This is a genomic window from Nonomuraea sp. NPDC049684 (assembly GCF_044465345.1).
In the GTDB taxonomy this organism is placed as follows: domain Bacteria; phylum Actinomycetota; class Actinomycetes; order Streptosporangiales; family Streptosporangiaceae; genus Nonomuraea.
The window spans coordinates 943,472-961,095 of sequence record NZ_JBITLO010000002.1 but is presented as its reverse complement, the minus strand read 5'-3'; the positions used below and the strand labels follow the sequence as shown (position 1 = coordinate 961,095).

Annotated in this window: 17 protein-coding genes; 10 read left to right on the top strand and 7 right to left on the bottom strand. The window is 72.0% G+C overall.

The window, feature by feature from the left end; translation table 11 throughout:
• Positions 1–451 precede the first annotated feature (451 nt).
• Positions 452–1,087, top strand: coding sequence for a sigma-70 family RNA polymerase sigma factor (locus tag ACIBST_RS10185; protein WP_090930520.1), 636 nt, complete (start codon positions 452–454; stop codon positions 1,085–1,087).
• Positions 1,084–1,284, top strand: a complete 201-nt coding sequence (locus tag ACIBST_RS10180) for a hypothetical protein (RefSeq protein ID WP_357982688.1) — start codon at positions 1,084–1,086, stop codon at positions 1,282–1,284. Before ACIBST_RS10185 ends, ACIBST_RS10180 begins: the two co-directional genes overlap by 4 nt.
• Here the strand turns inward: ACIBST_RS10180 and ACIBST_RS10175 are convergent.
• A complete protein-coding gene (locus ACIBST_RS10175; protein ID WP_090930411.1) occupies positions 1,245–1,622 on the bottom strand; it encodes a DUF5319 domain-containing protein in 378 nt (125 codons plus the stop codon). The genes ACIBST_RS10180 and ACIBST_RS10175 overlap by 40 nt on opposite strands.
• A gap of 39 nt (positions 1,623–1,661) precedes the next feature.
• The gene (locus ACIBST_RS10170) at positions 1,662–2,672 is read right to left on the bottom strand and encodes a LuxR C-terminal-related transcriptional regulator (protein WP_352318691.1); all 1,011 of its coding nucleotides are present in this window, start codon (positions 2,670–2,672) and stop codon (positions 1,662–1,664) included.
• A 435-nt stretch (positions 2,673–3,107) separates the two neighbouring features.
• On the opposite strand from ACIBST_RS10170, the gene guaB reads away from it, so the two are divergent.
• The 6 genes from guaB (at position 3,108) to ACIBST_RS10140 (ending at position 9,065) form a co-directional block, all read left to right on the top strand.
• Entirely contained in the window at positions 3,108–4,589 is a 1,482-nt protein-coding gene (gene guaB, locus ACIBST_RS10165) for an IMP dehydrogenase (protein ID WP_397170651.1), read from the top strand.
• Positions 4,590–4,593: 4 nt separating this feature from the next.
• A complete protein-coding gene (locus tag ACIBST_RS10160; protein ID WP_352362831.1) occupies positions 4,594–5,715 on the top strand; it encodes a GuaB3 family IMP dehydrogenase-related protein in 1,122 nt (373 codons plus the stop codon).
• A 205-nt stretch (positions 5,716–5,920) separates the two neighbouring features.
• Positions 5,921–7,132: an RNA polymerase sigma factor gene (locus tag ACIBST_RS10155; RefSeq protein ID WP_397170649.1), complete on the top strand. Its 1,212-nt coding sequence runs from the start codon at positions 5,921–5,923 to the stop codon at positions 7,130–7,132.
• 1 nt (position 7,133) lies between these two features.
• The gene (locus tag ACIBST_RS10150; RefSeq protein ID WP_397170647.1) at positions 7,134–7,820 is read left to right on the top strand and encodes an SDR family oxidoreductase; all 687 of its coding nucleotides are present in this window, start codon (positions 7,134–7,136) and stop codon (positions 7,818–7,820) included.
• Positions 7,821–7,857: 37 nt separating this feature from the next.
• On the top strand, positions 7,858–8,634 hold the full coding sequence (locus ACIBST_RS10145) for a phosphotransferase family protein (protein WP_397170646.1): 777 nt from the start codon (positions 7,858–7,860) through the stop codon (positions 8,632–8,634).
• A complete protein-coding gene (locus tag ACIBST_RS10140) occupies positions 8,631–9,065 on the top strand; it encodes a GNAT family N-acetyltransferase (protein ID WP_397170644.1) in 435 nt (144 codons plus the stop codon). Before ACIBST_RS10145 ends, ACIBST_RS10140 begins: the two co-directional genes overlap by 4 nt.
• On the opposite strand, the gene ACIBST_RS10135 is transcribed toward ACIBST_RS10140, so the two are convergent.
• Genes ACIBST_RS10135 through ACIBST_RS10120 form a run of 4 tightly spaced genes read right to left on the bottom strand, consistent with a single transcriptional unit; the run spans position 9,055 to position 12,794 of the window.
• Positions 9,055–9,879, bottom strand: coding sequence for a class II fructose-bisphosphate aldolase (locus ACIBST_RS10135; RefSeq protein ID WP_352318705.1), 825 nt, complete (start codon positions 9,877–9,879; stop codon positions 9,055–9,057). The genes ACIBST_RS10140 and ACIBST_RS10135 overlap by 11 nt on opposite strands.
• Before the next feature lie 10 nt (positions 9,880–9,889).
• Positions 9,890–10,792, bottom strand: coding sequence for a 1-phosphofructokinase family hexose kinase (locus ACIBST_RS10130; RefSeq protein ID WP_397170642.1), 903 nt, complete (start codon positions 10,790–10,792; stop codon positions 9,890–9,892).
• Positions 10,792–11,925: an N-acetylglucosamine-6-phosphate deacetylase gene (nagA, locus tag ACIBST_RS10125; protein WP_397170641.1), complete on the bottom strand. Its 1,134-nt coding sequence runs from the start codon at positions 11,923–11,925 to the stop codon at positions 10,792–10,794. Before nagA ends, ACIBST_RS10130 begins: the two co-directional genes overlap by 1 nt.
• The gene (locus tag ACIBST_RS10120) at positions 11,922–12,794 is read right to left on the bottom strand and encodes an SIS domain-containing protein (RefSeq protein ID WP_397170640.1); all 873 of its coding nucleotides are present in this window, start codon (positions 12,792–12,794) and stop codon (positions 11,922–11,924) included. The genes nagA and ACIBST_RS10120 overlap by 4 nt, the downstream gene beginning before the upstream one ends.
• Positions 12,795–12,922: 128 nt before the next feature.
• Between ACIBST_RS10120 and ACIBST_RS10115 the strand changes: the two genes are divergently transcribed.
• Positions 12,923–13,693, top strand: coding sequence for a DeoR/GlpR family DNA-binding transcription regulator (locus ACIBST_RS10115; protein WP_352318712.1), 771 nt, complete (start codon positions 12,923–12,925; stop codon positions 13,691–13,693).
• 69 nt (positions 13,694–13,762) lie between these two features.
• Entirely contained in the window at positions 13,763–15,499 is a 1,737-nt protein-coding gene (locus tag ACIBST_RS10110; RefSeq protein WP_397170733.1) for a glycerol-3-phosphate dehydrogenase/oxidase, read from the top strand.
• 37 nt (positions 15,500–15,536) lie between these two features.
• Here the strand turns inward: ACIBST_RS10110 and ACIBST_RS10105 are convergent, their stop codons facing one another.
• Positions 15,537–17,615, bottom strand: a complete 2,079-nt coding sequence (locus ACIBST_RS10105; protein ID WP_397170638.1) for a beta-propeller domain-containing protein — start codon at positions 17,613–17,615, stop codon at positions 15,537–15,539.
• Positions 17,616–17,624 lie beyond the last annotated feature (9 nt).

Below are 17,624 nucleotides of genomic sequence, written 5' to 3'. Positions count from 1 at the left end.
CCACGTTCCTTCGGGGGCTTCCCACGGCATTCCTTCCGGGGGCGGGGCTTCCCACGGTCCGTTCGGGGCCGACCGGTGCGGGTCCTTGCTGTCGTGGTCTACTCCCAGCCTTGCCGGTGTCGGCGGTTGGCTCTCCAGGGGCGGGCCCCCGACGGAGGCGGGCGGGGGCTGGGGGGTTACGGGTGGCCTGGAAATGTGCCTGGGGCTGGCGGGGCGCAAGGGGGCGCGGGCGGGGAAAAATGGGGGAAGAGGTCGATTATTGGAGTAAACCGGCAGTGCCGGTTAAGCGTCGGGGTCTGGCAATTGTCGCGCATTTTGGCTTATGGAGTGAAATATTATGTCAGCTTATCAGGCTTAGTGTGGTCATCTGATTACTGCTAGTTATCGTCGCTTCAATGTGACCAATCCGTAGCCGTTCGCCAGGGGGACAGGCCCGATCAGTGCGGGCATCATGCCTATCGTGAGCGAGGGAAGCGTCGCCGACGCCAAAATTGGGGTAAGGCTCGCGTCGAGACTTCCGGCACGGACGGATGACTCCGACCTTAGGGAACTGACGAGCCTCGCCGTGCAGGGAGATCGCAGTGCGATCGAATCCCTGCTCGGGGAGTTGCGTCCCATGGTGGTGCGGTATTGCCGCGCCAGGCTGGGCAGGGTTTCAGGGCAATATCACATTGCCGATGACGTAGCCCAGGAGGTGTGCATCGCGGTGTTGTCCGCGCTGCCGCGATACCGGGACATGGGGCGGCCTTTCGCGTCCTTCGTGTTCGGGATCGCCTCGCACAAGGTGGCCGACGCGCTGCGCAGTTCGGTGCGCTCGGCCGTGCCCACCCAGGATCTGCCCGACGGGCCCGACGACGGTCCCGGGCCCGAGGAGACGGTGGTCCGCTACATCGAGGTCGAGCACGCGCGCAGGCTGCTGGCCAGGCTGCCCGACAACCAGCGGGAGTTGCTGCTGTTGCGGGTGGTGTCGGGGCTGTCCGCCGAGGAGACCGGTAATGTACTCGGTATGTCACCAGGTGCGGTCCGCGTAGCCCAGCATCGGGCGCTGGCCAGGTTGCGGCAGATGGCCGAGCTGGAGTCGGCTTGACGCCGGAGGACGAGCTCCATGCGCTTCTCGAGGCCGACGACCTGCTCCAGACCGACGAGCTGCTCGACGCGGTCGCGCGGGGCCGGGCGCGGGACTCGTCCGACCCTGCGGTGCGGTTGCTGGGCGCGCTACTGGACGATGTCTCGGAGGAAGTCGATCAGCGGCGCTCCTCCGTGTCGATGACGCCGTCGACATAGCCTCGGGCGTACTCCCAGCTGACGTAGTCGGCCGGGTCGGGGTGGAAGGCCGGCTCGTGCACCTGGGGCTGGCCTTTCTCGATCATCTGGCGAAGGTTGCCGCGCAGCAGCTCCCAGTCGAAGAAGTGCTGCTCGCCGCACTCGGGGCAGTCGAGCACGAGGCCCAGCACCCCCTGCGGTTCGAGCAGGGAGCGAAAGACCTCGACGTCTGCCAGGTCGGTGATGGCCTCGTCGCGCTCGGCCGCGGTGAGTGGCTCGGCGTCGTCGAGAGCGCCCATCGCCGAGGACGGGTCGTTCGGGTCGTCCGCGAACGGGTCGCGGGGGACGTCTTCCAGCACCTTCCCACCATATGACCGAAGCGGCCCCGGCGGAGAGTATTAGCTGAGCCATCCCCGTCTGGCGGCCTCAACGCCGGCGTGGAACCGCGACTGCGCGCCCAGCTCGGCCATGGCGTCGGCGAACCTCGCGCGCACCGTACGGACCGAGACGCCGAGCTGGCGGGCGATGGAGTCGTCGCACACGCCCTGCGCGGCCAGGCGGAGCACCTGGACCATCCCGTCGCCCCTGCGCCCCCAGGGCAGCGGCACGGCCCGGCCCCAGAGCTCCTGGAACAGCGAGCGCAGCATGCCGACGACGATCGGCGTGCGCACCAGGTAGAAGTTGTAGGCGTGGTCAGGCAGGTTGCCGCCCCACAGGGCGGGCAGGCCGGCGACCTCGGGCCCGGCCGTCATGAACCAGCTCGGCACCCGGTCGAGCGTGCGCACCTTGCCGCCGGTGTCGAGGAGCCGGGTGAGCTGCTCGCGTACGCCCGGCAGGCTCAGCGTGGAGACCGGAATGATCGCCTGAACGGTAAGAAGTTGCCGTTTTTGCGCATCAATCCATGGGTCCGCAAATTTACGAACAAAATCTGCCATTGTGCGCTCGTCCGGGATTGCGGTCAACAACTCCATGGGCGGGGATTGCACGGCTATGCCGACGACGCTCTCGTAGAGGACGTCCGCGCCGTTCACCATCTCCACCGGGAATGTCCCGCTCTGATAATCGCGGCCGGCGTCGTAGTCGTGGATCAGGCCGCGGATGGAGCCGAGCGCGGAGTCGATCCTGCGGCTCTCCTCGGCCAGCCGGTCGAGCCGCTCGGCGATCACCCGGCCGAGCGCCGCCGCCGGGTGCCTGGCCAGGTACTCGCCGGACTGCTCGTCGACCACCCCCAGCCTGACCAGGTCGTCGAGCTGGCGGCCGACCTTCTCGACGGGGCCGTCCATGGCCTGGGCGAGGTCGGTGCGCGTGGCCCTGTGCAGGCGTAGCAGCGCCGTGTAAAGGGCGGTCTGCGCCGGGTCGAGGCCCAGCGTCTCGAAGGGCTCTGCAACGCGCCTGGGCTGGTTACGCATTATGGGCGGCTCCGTCGGGGGGACACGGGCGTGCCGCGAGGATAACCCCGTACCGCCTGCGTGTCCGGGGCTTGCCGCGGAATCGTCGGCGGAACGTGCAACTTCGTGCAATTGCACGTTTTCACATTGCGTCGTGCCGTTGAGTGACGCAGGCTTTACCTAGCGTCGGCACCCTGAAGCGGGGCCTTGCGGCAGCCGCCATCAGGACGCGGAGGGGGGTTCGGTGGCGTGAACGCGCCGCCAGGCCTGGGTGCCGGTGGCCGGGGGATGGGACGGATCACCGACCGTCCCATCCCCCTGCACTTTGCGCGTTCCGGACGGCGAGGCCGGGCGCACGACGGGGCGTGGGGCCGTCGTGCTCCCGGCTTCGTTGCGTTTTGGAGGCAGGCCCTAGACTTAGGTCAATCAGCGCAGAGGTCAGGAGGGGGCCGAGGCATGTCCAAGTTCACCGAGATGGGTTTGACCTTCGACGACGTGCTGCTGGTGCCCGGCTACTCCGATCTCCAACCAGGTGAGGCCGACACCAGATCCCGTCTGTCACGGGACATCACGCTGTCCATCCCGCTCATCTCCGCGGCCATGGACACCGTCACCGAGGCCCGCATGGCGGTCGCCATGGCGCGCCAGGGAGGCATCGGCATCCTGCACCGCAACCTGTCGGTCGAGGAGCAGGCCCAGCAGGTCGACCTGGTCAAGCGGTCCGAGGCCGGCATGGTGACCAACCCGGTGACCTGCAGCCCCGACGACACGCTGGCCGACGTCGAGCGGCTGTGCGCGACCTACCGGATCTCCGGCGTGCCGGTGACGGACGTGGCGGGCACCCTGGTCGGCATCGTGACCAACCGCGACATGCGCTTCGAGACCGACCAGAGTCGTCCGGTGCGCGAGGTCATGACCAAGATGCCGCTGGTCACCGCGCCGGTGGGGGTCTCGCGCGACGACGCGTTCGCGCTGCTGCGGCAGAACAAGATCGAGAAGCTGCCCCTCGTCGACCCCGACGGCAGGCTGCGCGGCCTGATCACGGTCAAGGACTTCACCAAGAGCGAGCAGTACCCGCTGTCCACCAAGGACGCCGACGGCCGCCTGCTGGTCGGCGCGGCCGTGGGCGTCGGCGGCGACGCCGAGCTGCGGGCCAAGGCGCTGATCGAGGCCGGGGTCGACGTCGTCGTCGTCGACGTGGCCCACGGTCACTCCAAGGGCCTGGCCGACATGATCGCCAAGCTCAAGGCCAACAGCAAGGTCCAGGTCATCGGCGGCAACATCGCGACCAGGGCGGGCGCCCAGATGCTGGTCGACGCGGGCGCCGACGCGGTCAAGGTCGGCGTCGGCCCCGGCTCCATCTGCACCACCCGCGTGGTGGCCGGCGTGGGCGCGCCGCAGGTCACGGCCATCCACGAGGCGTCCAAGGCGTGCGCCCCCGCCGGGGTGCCGGTGATCGGCGACGGCGGCCTCCAGTACTCCGGCGACATCGTCAAGGCCATCGCGGCCGGCGCCGACGCGGTCATGCTGGGCTCGCTGCTGGCCGGCTGCGAGGAGTCGCCGGGCGAGCTGATCTTCATCAACGGCAAGCAGTTCAAGTCGTACCGGGGCATGGGGTCGCTCGGCGCGGTGCGCAACCGCGAGCGCGGCGGCACCTCCTTCAGCAAGGACCGCTACGCGCAGGCCGACGTCGGCGGCGAGGACAAGTACATCCCCGAGGGCATCGAGGGGCAGGTGCCCTACCGCGGGCCGGTCGCGGCCGTCGCCCACCAGCTCATCGGCGGGCTGCGCCAGGGCATGTGGTACGCCGGGTGCCGCACGATCGAGCAGATGCACACCGACTGCGAGCTCATGCCGATCACGGCAGCGGGCCTCAAGGAGAGCCACCCCCACGACATCCAGATGACCGTGGAAGCTCCGAACTATCACAGAAGGTAAGTTCATGACTCAGCAGGTGGAGATCGGCCGGGGCAAGACCGGGCGGAGGGCGTACGCGCTCGACGAGATCGGGCTCGTGCCCTCGCGACGCACCCGTGACCCGGAAGAGGTGTCGATCGCCTGGCAGATCGACGCCTACCGGTTCGAGCTGCCCGTCGTCGTCGCCCCCATGGACAGCGTGGTCTCGCCCGCCACCGCGATCGAGATCGGCCGGCTCGGCGGCCTGGCCCCCCTCGACCTCGAAGGGCTCTGGACGCGCTACGAAGACCCGTCCCCGCTGCTGGAGGAGTGCGCCGCCCTCGACGCCGCGGCCGCGACCCGGCGGCTCCAGGAGATCTACGACGCGCCGATCAAGGAGGAGCTGATCGGGCGCCGGATCGAGGAGATCCGGGCGTCCGGGGTGACGACGGCCGTCCGGCTGTCGCCGCAGCGCACGGTCCAGTACCACAAGGCCGTGATCGACGCCGGCGTGGACATCTTCGTCATCCGCGGCACCACCGTCTCGGCCGAGCACGTCTCGGGCCGCGCCGAGCCGCTCAACCTCAAGCAGTTCATCTACGAGCTCGACGTGCCGGTCATCGTCGGCGGCTGCGCCACCTACACCGCGGCGCTGCACCTGATGCGCACGGGCGCGGCGGGCGTGCTGGTCGGCTTCGGCGGCGGCGCCTCGCACACCACCCGCAACGTGCTGGGCGTGGCCGTGCCGATGGCCACCGCGATCTCCGACGTGGCCGCGGCGCGCCGCGACTACATGGACGAGTCCGGCGGCCGGTACGTGCACGTGATCGCCGACGGCGGCATGGGCACCTCGGGCGACATCGCCAAGGCCATCGCGTGCGGGGCCGACGCCGTCATGGTGGGCTCGCCGCTGGCCAGGGCGTCCGAGGCCCCCGGCCACGGCTTCCACTGGGGCTCCGAGGCCCACCACCCCGACCTGCCGCGCGGCCGCCGCGTGGAGTTCGGCACGGTCGGGACGCTGGAGCAGATCCTGCACGGCCCCTCCAGCGTGGCCGACGGCTCGATGAACCTGATGGGCGCGCTCAAGCGCACGATGGCCTCCACCGGCTACTCCGACATCAAGGAGTTCCAGCGGGTCGAGGTCGTGGTCGCGCCGATCCAGCGCTGACCGGCGGCTGACCGACGTCTGCGACGGCTCCCGGGGGTTGCGGCCCTCGGGAGCCGAGTGCTTTCCGGGGGCCCGGCCGGCCCGCTGTGTCGATCAAGGCGGTGTCGAATCAATGCGGTGTCGAATCGCGGTCGTGTCGAATCCGGGGGCCGCCGTTCGTGTAGGACGCGCAAGGTGACGCACGTGCCGGCGAGGTGATTGCAGGATGTCCGACCAGGTCGAACGGGCCTTCCGGGAGGAGTACGGCCGGGCGGTGGCGGTGCTCGTCCGCGCGTTCGGTGACATCGACGTCGCCGAGGAGGCCGTGCAGGAGGCGTTCGCGATCGCGCTGCGGCAGTGGCCGCAGGCCGGCCCGCCGCCCAGCCCGGCCGGCTGGATCATCACGACCGCCAGGAACCGGGCCGTCGACCGGTTGCGCAGGGAGTCGGGCCGCCACGACAAGTACGTGCAGGCGGCGCTGCTGCACGCCGCGGACGAGCCAGTCGCGGAGGGGCCCGTACGGGACGAGCGGCTGCGCCTGATCTTCACCTGCTGCCATCCGGCGCTCGCCCCGCACGCGCGGGTGGCGCTCACGCTGCGGCTGCTCGGCGGCCTGACCACGGCCGAGATCGCGCACGCGTTCCTGGTGCCGGAGGCGACCATGGCCCAGCGGCTGGTCAGGGCAAAGGGCAGGATCCGGCAGGCGGGGATCCCGTACCGGGTGCCGGCGGCGGCGGACCTGCCGGACCGGCTGCGCGCGGTGCTGGCGGTGATCTACCTGATCTTCAACGAGGGGTACACGGCCAGTTCGGGCGAGCGGCTGGTGCGCGAGGACCTGTGCGCGGAGGCCGTCCGGCTCGGCCGCCTGCTCGCCGAGCTGATGCCGGACGAGCCCGAGGTGTGGGGCCTGCTGGCGCTGATGCTGCTGGTCCATTCGCGCCGGGCGGCGCGCACCGCGGGCGGCGGCGAGCTGGTGCCGCTGCCCGAGCAGGACCGCGCCCTGTGGGACCGCGCGCTGGTCGAGGAGGGGCAGGCGATCGTCCGGCGCTGCCTGCGGTGGGGGCGGCCGGGGCCCTACCAGGTGCAGGCCGCGATCAACGCCGTGCACGGCGACGCGGCCGGCGCGGGGGAGACCGACTGGCGGCAGATCGTCCAGCTCTACGACCTGCTGCTGACCTTCACGCCGGGGCCGGTCGTGGCGCTGCACCGCGCGGTGGCGGTGGCCGAGGCGGAGGGCGCCGAGGCGGGGCTGACCCTGGTGGAGGGCCTGGAGGTGACAGGCTATTACCTGTTCCACGCCGTACGGGCCGACCTGCTGCGACGGCTGGGACGCGACGAGGAGGCGGCGCGGGCGTACGGCGAGGCCATCGCCCGCGCGGGCAACGAGGTCGAGCGGGAGTTCCTGCGCCGCAGGCGCGCGACGTTGAGGGGGACGTGAGATGGACCGGGTGTGCGTGGTCACGGGGGCCAACCGGGGGATCGGGCTGGAGGTGGCCAGGCAGCTCGCGGCGGCGGGCGACACGGTGGTGCTGACCGCCAGGGACGAGCGCAAGGCCGCCGAGGCGGCGGCCGGGATCAGCGGCGAGGTGCTGGCGCGGCGGCTCGACGTCGCCGACGAGCGGTCGGCGGCCGATCTGGCACGCGACCTGGAGAAGACCCACGGGCGGATCGACGTGCTGGTCAACAACGCCGCCATCCACTACGACACCTGGCAGCGGGCCAGCGAGGCGGACCTGGGCGTGGTGTCGCAGGCGCTGGAGACCAACCTGCTGGGCGCCTGGCGGGTCACGCTGGCACTGCTGCCGCTGTTGCGCGGCAGCGGCCACGGCCGGATCGTCAACGTCTCCAGCGAGATCGGCTCGCTGGCCTCGATGGGCGGCGGCACGCCCGCGTACACGGTGTCGAAGACGGCGCTGAACGCGCTGACCAGGATGCTCGCGGCCGAACTGCGCGGGGACGGCATCCTGGTCAACGCCGTCTGCCCGGGGTGGGTGGCGACCGACATGGGCGGCCCGGGAGGGCGGCCGGTCGCCGAGGGCGCGCGGAGCGTGTTGTGGGCGGCGGACCTGCCCGACGACGGGCCGACCGGCGGCTTCTTCCGCGACGGCCGATCCATCCCGTGGTGACGGGCTCGTAGGGCAGGCGGGCGTATCCTGCCGAAGCATGGCCGATCTCGCGCACACCCACGTCCTCGACATCGACGGCGACGTCGTCACCAAGCGCTACGTCGACGGCAAGGAGGGCGCGGCCGAGCGCGAGTGGCGGGCGCTCACCCTGCTGGCCGAGCACGCCCCTGGCCTGTCCCCACGGCCGATCGCCTTCGAGGACGGCGTCGTCCGCATGTCCAGGATCGACGGCGTGCCCCTGCGCGGCCTGGCGGCCGGGGAGGCGCCGCTGACCGCCATGGCCGAGGCGCTCACACGGCTGTACGAGGCCGTCCCGCCCGGCGTGCTGGCGGACGTCCCGGTACGCCCGTGGCAGGCCGAGGCGGTCGCCGGCCAGGTCAGGGAATGGCTGGACGCCTGGCGGCCCCGCGGCCCGGAGGCCGACCGCGCGGTCAAGGAGGGCCTGCGCTGGCTGGCGGGCTGGCGTCCGGGGGAGTCGGGCGTACGGCCGGCGTTCGGGGCGGGCGACGGCAACCTGGCCAACTTCCTGTGGGACGGCGCCCGCGTGTGCATCGTCGACTTCGAGGACTCCGGGCGCAGCGACCTGGCCTACGAGCTGGCCGAGCTGTCCGAACACGTCTCGATGTGGGTGGACGGCGAGGTGGAGATCGCCGACCGGTTCGAGCTGAGCGGGCCGCAGGCGCGCCGGCTGCGCGACTGCCGCAGGCTCCAGAGCCTGGTCTGGCTGTTCCTGCTCTCGCACGACAGCCCGCGCAATCCGCCCGGCACCTTCGATCGCCAGGTCGACAGGGTGCTGCGATCATTGGGGGCATGAGACTGGCGCAGGAGGCCGACCGGGCCGCCGTCGAGCAACTCGTCCATGACGCCTACCAGCCATGGGCCGAGATCATCGGCACCCGGCCGCTGCCCATGGAGGCCGACTACGCTGCCCTCATCGACGCGGGCAGAGTGCACGTCACCGACGGCCTCGAAGGGCTGGTCGTGCTCATCCCCGAGGAGGGCACGCTGCTGGTGGACAACGTGGCGGTGCGGCCCGACCTGCACGGCAGGGGCATCGGCCGGGGCCTGCTGGCCTACGCCGAGCGGGAGGCCGCCCGGCTCGGCCTGCCCGCCCTGCGCCTCTACACCAACGTCAAGATGGCCTCGAACATCGCGCTGTACACCTCGCTCGGCTACGCCGAGATCGGCCGGGCCGACCTCGACGGCCGCTCGGCCGTGGTGATGCGCAAGGAGCTCAGCCGGTGAGCACGCCCAGCAGGTGACTCACCTCGCGGGCCACGGCGTCACGGCCGGCGTTGAGGTATTTGCGGGAGTCGACCACCCGCTCGTCGTGGGCCAGGTAGTCGCGTACGGCCCGGGTGAACGCCTTGTTCAGGTGGGTGGCGATGTTGATCTTCTTCATGCCGCTGGCCACCGCCTCGCGCAGCACGTCGTCGGGCACGCCGGACGAGCCGTGCAGCACCAGCGGCACCGGCACCGCCGCCCGCAGCTCGGCGATGAGCTCCAGGTCGAGCACGGCGTCCTTGGTGGTCATGGCGTGCGAGGTGCCGACGGCCACGGCGAGCGCGTCGACGCCGGTCCTGGCGACGTAGTCGACCGCCTCGTGGGGCTTGGTGCGGGCGCCGGGCGCGTGCACGCCGTCCTTGCCGCCGACCTCGCCGAGCTCGGCCTCCACCCAGACGCCGCGCTCGTGGCACCAGGCCGCCACCTCGGCCGTGGCCGCGACGTTCTCCTCGTCGGGCAGGGCGGAGGCGTCGTACATCACCGAGCCGAGGCCCAGCGCCACCGCCTCCTCCACCAGCGCGCGGTCGGTGGCGTGGTCGAGATGGACCGCGACCGGCACCTCCGCGCGGCGCGCGACGGCCAGCGCGGCCAGCGCGACGGGTTCGAGCGCGCCGTGGTAGCGCACGCAGTTCTCGCTGATCTGCAGCACGACCGGCAGGCCGAGCGCCTCGGCGCCGGCCACGATCGCGGTGGCGTGCTCCAACTGGATCACGTTGAACGCGCCCACCCCTGCGGGGGACTGCCGGACGATGTCGCCGATTCCGGCGAGGGCCATGACGAGCTCCTTACGTGATGATGATCTGGGGGTGTATGTCGGCGTAGACCTCGCCGTCGAAGTCGCCGGCGACCGGCGCGGCCACGGCGGCCGCGCCCAGCGCCGCGGCCCGCCGCAGCCGGTCGGGCCACGGGGAGCCCTCGACCAGGCCCAGCGCCAGCCCCGCGACCAGCGAGTCGCCGGCCCCGGTCGGGTTTCCCCGCACGGTGTAGGGCATCCGGGCCCGGAAGGTGCCCTCGCCCGTCACGGCGAGCAGCCCGTCGGCGCCCATGGAGACGACCACGGCCCCGGCCCCGCGCTCGCGCAGCGCCTGGGCGCCCTCCTCGGGGGTGCCGCCGGGCACCGCCCTGGCCAGCTCCTCGGCGTTGGGCTTGACGACGGCCGGACGGCCCTCGGGCGCGTGCCGCAGCGGGTCGCCGTCGGCGTCGACGATGGCCGGCACGCCCGCGCGGGCGGCGACGGCGGCCAGCGTCGCGTAGAAGTCGGCGGGGACGCCGCGCGGCAGGCTGCCGGAGACCACCACCGCGTCGGCGCCGGCCAGCAGCGAGGTGTACCGCTCCACGAACGCGGCCAGCTCGGCCGCGCTCACCTCGGGGCCCGGCTCGTTGAACAGCGTGGCCCCGCCCGGCTCGGAGACCACCAGCGTGGTGCGGGACTCGGCGGCGATGCCGGTCAGCGCGGCGGGCAGCCCGGCGGCTTTCAGGTCGTGCTCGATCGCGCGACCCGTGGGCCCGCCCGCCAGCCCCGTGACCAGGACCTCCTGGCCGAGGGCGGCCAGCACGCGGGCCACGTTGACGCCCTTGCCGCCGGCGCGCCGGTGGACGGCGCCGACCCGGTTGACGCCGTCCCAGGCGACGGACGGGACCTCGTAGGTCACGTCGAGCGCGGCGTTGAGCGTCACGGTGATGATCATCAGGGCTCCGTGATCCAGTCGCCGTTCTTCATCACGCCGTCGACCTCCAGCTCGCCGGAGAGCACGACCAGGTCGGCCGCCTTGCCGACGGCGATCGAGCCGATCTCCTCGGCCAGGCCGAGCACCCTGGCGGGGGTCAGCGAGGCCACCTGGACCGCGTCGGGCAGCGACATGCCGAGCTCGCGCACGCCGCGGCGGAAGGCGGCGTCCATGGTGAGGGTGGAGCCCGCGATCGAGCCGCCCTCGACCAGCCTGGCCACGCCGTCGGTCACGCGCACCCGCATGGGGCCGAGCACGTAGTCGCCGTCGCCGAGCCCCGTGGCCGCCATCGCGTCGGTGATCAGCACCGTCCGGCCGGGGCCGGCCACCTCGTAGGCCAGGCGCAGCATCGCCGCGTGCACGTGGACGCCGTCGTTGACCAGCTCGACCGTGACGCGCTCGTCCTCCAGCAGGGCGGCGACCGGGCCGGGCGCGCGGTGGCCGAGCTGCGGCATCGCGTTGTAGAGGTGAGTGGCGACGGTGGCGCCCGCCTCGATGGCGGCGATGGCCTGGTCGTAGTCGGCGTCGCTGTGGCCGAGCGCCGCGATCAGGCCCTCGCCGACGGCCGTGCGGATCGTGTCGAGGCCGCCGGGCAGCTCGGCGGCGAGGGTGACCATGCGCGCGTGCCCGCGCGCGGCCTTGACCAGCGCCGACAGCTCCTGCGGCGACGGCTCGCGCAGCAGGGCGGGGTCGTGCGCGCCGCAGCGGGCCTTGGCGATGTACGGCCCCTCGAAGTGGATGCCCGCCAGCAGCCCCTCCTCGCACAGCTCGGCCAGCGAGGAGGCGGCCCTGGACAGCTCGTCGACCGCGTCGGTGACCAGGCTGGCCATCATCGTGGTGGTGCCGTGCCGCCGGTGCAGGGCCACGGCGTCGCGGGCCTTGTCCTGGTCGCCGGTCGGGAACGACCCGCCCGCGCCGCCGTGGTTGTGGATGTCGACGAACCCGGGGACGACGTGCCGCCCCCCGAGGCTCAGGCCGGGGCTGGGGGCCGATCCGTGGCCGACATGCGTGATGCGGCCGTCTTCGATGGTCAGCCACCCTTCGTGCACCCCTTCGGGGGTCACGATCCGGGCGTCGGCGAGAGTAAGGCTCATGAAGAAAGGATCACAGATCGCGTGAGGTGCATGGGCTCGTCGGGGTTCAGTCCACGGGCGAAGGCCCGCGCGACCGCCACCCGCTGGGCGCGCACCAGCTCGGCCATGGGGTCGAGGCCGCTCTCGAAGAACGTGCCGCCGGTCGCCTCGACCTGCTCGCGCAGGCCCTCGGGGGCGGTGCCGAGCATCCACGTGACGCGGCCGGGGCCGGCGATGCTGATCGGGCCGTGCCGGTACTCCATCGCCGGGTACGCCTCCGTCCACGACCGGGACGCCTCGCGCATCTTGAGCGCGGCCTCCTGGGCCAGGCCGACCGACCAGCCGCTGCCGAGGAAGCTGAACTGCTCGGCCTCGACCAGCTCGGCGGGCAGCGGCTCGGCCAGGGCCCGCTCGGCGTCGGCGATCGCGGAGGTCAGGTCCTCGTCCAGGCTGGCGCGGAGCATGGCGAGCTGGGTGGTGGCGAAGCGGGTCTGCACGACGGAGGTCTCGTCGGCGTAGTCGAGCACGATGACCTCGTCGGCGGCCGTCATGACCGGCGTGTTCGGGTCGGCGGTGATGGCCGTCGTGCGGGCGTTCGTCCTGGACAGCAGTTCCAGCACCTCGGTCGTGGTGCCGGACCGGGTCAGGGCGAGCACCCGGTCGTAGGAGCGGCCGATCGGCGCCTCGGAGGCGGCGAACGCGTCGGTCTCGCCCATCCCGAGCTGCTCGCGCAGCGTGGCGTAGACCATCGCGATGAACCACGACGTGCCGCAGCCGACGACGGCCACCCGCTCGCCGGGCTCGGGCAGCGCGCTTGAGGGCACGGCGGCCACGGCGCGGCGCCAGCAGGACGGCTGGGACTCGATCTCGGCTTCGGTATGGGTGGTCACCGTGTTCCTCCCCGTTGCTGTTTGTTTCTGCCTTTTTTATACAGTAAAAGAGCAGATTTGTGCAGTGGTCGCTCCTGCCTGCCCGCCTGTGCCACGCTTGATCCCGTACGGATCTCATTGGAGGCTTCGTGTCCCGCTACGACCGCTGGAACGCCATCCTGGAGCTGCTCGCGCAGGAGGGCAGGCTGTCGGTGGAGGAGGCCGCCCAGGCGCTCGACGTCTCCACCGCCACGATCCGGCGTGACTTCGACCAGCTCGCCCAGCAGCAGATGCTCATGCGCACGCGCGGCGGAGCCGTCGCCCAGAGCGTCAGCTACGACCTGCCGCTGCGCTACAAGACGGCCAGGCACGCCGACGAGAAGCACCGCATAGCGGCCGCGGCGGCCGACCTGGTGAGCCCGGGCGCCGTGGTCGGGCTCAACGGCGGCACCACCACCTCCGAGCTGGCCCGCACCCTCGCCACGCTGTCCACGCTGGAGAGCGGGTTCACGATCGTCACCAACGCCCTGAACATCGCCGCCGAGCTGACCGTGCGGCAGCACGTCAAGATCGTGGTCACCGGCGGGGTGGCCAGGCAGCAGTCGTACGAGCTGATCGGGCCGCTGGCCTCGGGCGTGCTCGAACAGGTCACCCTCGACGTGGCCTTCCTCGGCGTCGACGCGATCGACGTCGAGCTGGGCGCCTCGGCCCACCACGAGGGCGAGGCCAGCGTGAACAACCTGCTGATCAGCCGGGCCGCCCAGGTCGTGGTGGTGGCCGACTCCTCCAAGGTGGGCCGGCGGGCCTTCTCCCGCATCTGCCCGATCGAGCAGATCGACACGCTGGTCACCGACGAGCGGCTCTCCGACGAGCTCACCGGCCGGCTCACCGACGCGGGGGTCAAGGTCGTCCGCGCCTGAGCCGTCCTTGCGTTACATGGAACCGGGCGTACGGGTAGGTACTGACCGCAGTCGACGCAAGGGGAGATGATGACGGCCGGTAGGAGCGTGGCCCGGCTCGGGCCCACCGAGCGCGCGGCGGCGCTGGCGGAGATGTCCGCCCAGGAGTTCGACGTGGTCGTGGTCGGCGGCGGCGTGGTGGGGGCGGGCACCGCGCTCGACGCCGCCACCCGTGGCCTCGACGTGGCCCTGCTGGAGGCCCGCGACTTCGCCTCCGGCACCTCGTCGCGCTCGTCCAAGCTCATCCACGGCGGCCTGCGCTACCTGGAGCAGCTCAACTTCGACCTGGTGCGCGAGGCGCTGCAGGAGCGGGCGCTGCTGCTCCAGCGCCTGGCGCCGCACCTCGTCCGGCCGGTGCCGTTCCTGTTCCCGATGACCCATTTCGGGTGGGAGCGCGGCTATGTGGGAGCCGGCGTGGCGCTCTACGACACGCTCGGCTTCGCCTCCGGGCTCACCCGCGGGGTGCCGGGCCACCGGCATCTGTCCAGGTCGCGGGCGTTGCGGCTGGCCCCGGCGCTGAAGAAGAGCGCACTCACCGGCGCCGTCCAGTACTGGGACGCCCAGGTCGACGACGCCCGCTACGTGATGACCATGCTGCGCACCGCCGCCACGTACGGCGCCCGGATCGCGCCGCGCGCCCAGGTGGTCGGCTTCCTGCGGGAGGGCGAGCGGGTCACCGGCGTGCGGGCACGCGACCTGGAGACCGGCGCCGATTTCGACGTACGCGCCCAGCAGGTCGTCAACGCCACGGGCGTGTGGACCGACGACATCCAGGAGCTGGTCGGCGGGCGCGGCCAGATCCACGTACGGGCCTCCAAGGGCATCCACCTGCTGGTGCCGCGCGACCGCATCCACTCCCGCACCGGCATCATCCTGCGCACGGAGAAGTCGGTGCTGTTCGTGATCCCGTGGGGCCGCCACTGGATCATCGGCACCACCGACACCGAGTGGACGCTCGACAAGGGCCATCCGGCGGCCTCCCGCGCCGACATCGACTACCTGCTCGACCACGTCAACGCCGTGTTGTCGGTGCCGCTGACCCGCGACGACGTCGAGGGCGTCTACGCCGGGCTGCGCCCGCTGCTGTCGGGGGAGTCCGACGAGACGTCGCAGTTGTCGCGCGAGCACGTCGTGGCGCATCCGGTGCCGGGGCTGGTGATGGTCGCCGGCGGCAAGTACACGACGTACCGGGTCATGGCCCGCGACGCGGTGGACGCGGTGGCGCACGGGCTTGACCAGCGGGTGCCGCGCTCGTGCACCGACCGCATCCCGCTGGCCGGGGCCGAGGGCTACCAGGCGCTGTGGAACTCCCGCTACCGCCTGGCCCACACCTCGGGCCTGCACGTCGCCCGGATCGAGCACCTGCTCCAGCGCTACGGCTCGCTCATCGACGAGGTGCTCCAGCTGATCGAGCAGGATCCGTCGCTGGGCCGGCCGCTGGCCGGGGCCGACGACTACCTGCGGGCCGAGATCGTCTACGCCGCCACCCACGAGGGCGCCAGGCACCTCAACGACGTGCTGACCAGGCGCACGCACATCTCCATCGAGACCTTCCACCGCGGCCTGGCCGTGGCGCAGGAGGCCGCCGAACTGCTGGCCGGGCCGCTCGGCTGGGACGCCGAGCAGGTGAAACGCGAGGTGGAGTACTACACCAAGCGGGTCGAGGCCGAGCGGCGCTCCCAGGAGCAGGACTCCGACCAGGAGGCCGACGCCATCCGGCTGGGCGCCCCCGAGATCGTGCCCGTGGTCGCGCCGGAGCGCGGGTGACCGGTACGGCGGACCGGTCACCCGCCCTGACGGGGGGTCAGCGCAGCGGGATCCACGCCTGACGGGCCAGCGTCGTGGCGTCGTTGACCTGGAGGCCGTCCCAGGACAGCGTCCAGACGGCGTCGCCGATGACGATCGAGCGCTGGATGCCGGGCTGGTAGGCGTAGTCCTTGTCCTGGTGGGTGGGGTGCGTGATCATGCCGAGCTTCTTGACGGCCGAGTCGTCGATCTTCAGCACGAGCGCGCCCGACTCCTTCTGGGTCATCAGCGGGAGCACCGACAGGCCGGTCTTCGGCCAGTACAGGAACGCGTGCGGGTCCCACTCGGCCTCGGAGCCCGACTCCTTCTGGAAGAGCTGCGACAGCCTGCGCGGGGCGGCCGGGTCGCTGACGTCGAACAGCGAGACCTGCGTGCCGAGCGTCCTGCCCTTGTCGCTGGCCTCCTGGCCGATGCCGATCAGCCGGCCGTCCGCGCCGGGGTGCAGGTAGGCCGAGTAGCCGGTGATCTTCAGCTCGCCGGTCACCTTGGGGGCGGCCGGGTCGCGCAGGTCGAGCGTGTAGAGCGGGTCCACCTGCTTGAACGTCACGACGTAGCCCAACGGGCCGATGAACCGGACCGAGTAGATGCGCTCGCCCTTCCCGAGGCCGCCGACCTCGCCGGCCTTGGCCATGGTGGCGGCGTCGAGCACGTACACGCTGCTGGCGCTGTTGCGGCCGTCGGTGGAGGTGAGGGTGGTGGCGACGCGGAGGTGGCGCTCGTACTCCGACAGCGAGTACTGGTTCAGCAGGCGGCCGGGGACCTTGCCGGAGGCCACGTACGAGGGGGCGCCGGCGGCGCTGATGTCGAACCGGTGGACCTCGGTCTCCTCGGGCGGCGCCGTGGGGGTGGGCTCGGGGGTGGGCTCAGTGGTGGCGGGCGTGGCCGGGGCGCTGCTGGTCACGGCGGGGTCGCTCGGGGCGGACGTGGCCGGGGCGCTGCTGGTCACGGCGGGGTCGCTGGTCACCGTGGGGTCAGTCGTCACGGGCGGGTCGCTCGGGGTGGGCTCGACGGCCGGGGCCGCCCCGTCGGTGGCCGTCGGCACGGGCTCGACCGGCATCGGCTCGGTGACCACCGGGAACCACCAGCGGGGGTTGCTGGCGACGTACAGGCTCGTGCCGCTTCCGTAGACGGTGTCGCCGTCGGCGGCCAGGCTGATGGGCTCGGTGCCGGTCGCGGCGACGTCCTGGGTCAGGTCGATGGTGTGGACGGTGAGCAGCGAGGTGCCGGTGTAGTCGGCGGGGTGGCTGACCCGCTCGCACTTGACCGTGTCCTTCCTGACCGCGCCGGACCCGCCGGTGATCTCGACCGTGGGCAGCCAGGCGGACAGCGGCGCCCGCCGTACGACGTCCTGGTTGGCCTTCTTGCGGTCGGCCTCGGAGGCGTCCGGGCTCTTGGGCTCGGGGAAGGTGATGTCGGGCTGGCTGCGGGTGACGAGCCGGACCGTGGAGCCGATCATCCTGGCGTCCACGTACGAGCCCTGCGCCCGGATCGTGCTGAGCACCTTCGGCTGCCCGGCCAGGTCGACCACGACGTACCGGGTCTCGCCGGGCGGCGCGAAGGACTTCACCATGATGTCGCCGCCGCGGAACAGCACGAGCGCGCGGTCGCCGGACAGCAGCAGGTCGGCGGGGGTGAAGGTCGGCTCGTCCTTCTTGGTGAGCTTGACCGAGGCGGTGACCTTCCTGGTCGCGGTGTCGATGACCCGCAGGGTGCCGTCCACGACCGTGACGATCCGGTTGCCGTCGGTCTTGACCAGGTCGGGCTCGTCCACGCCCGCTTCGTGCACGTTCGTGGTGGAGTGTTCTGGGGTGTCGGAGGTGGTCTTCGCCCTCGCGGTGGCGGCGGTGTCCTCCATGTACATGATCTGCGGGCCGCCGAACCCCCACGGGCCGACGTTCTCCGCGGCGTGCTCCCGCAGGCCCGACAGCATGTCGTCGCAACTGTCGTAGGCGACCAGGCGGACGGCGTCGAGCGTGACCTTCGGCACGGGCGCCTGGCCCGTGGCCGCCGACGTGCAGGCCGTCGTGACCGCGGCGAGGGCCGCGGCGGTCACGGCCGTACGGAACAGCGTCTTCATGACCTCCAT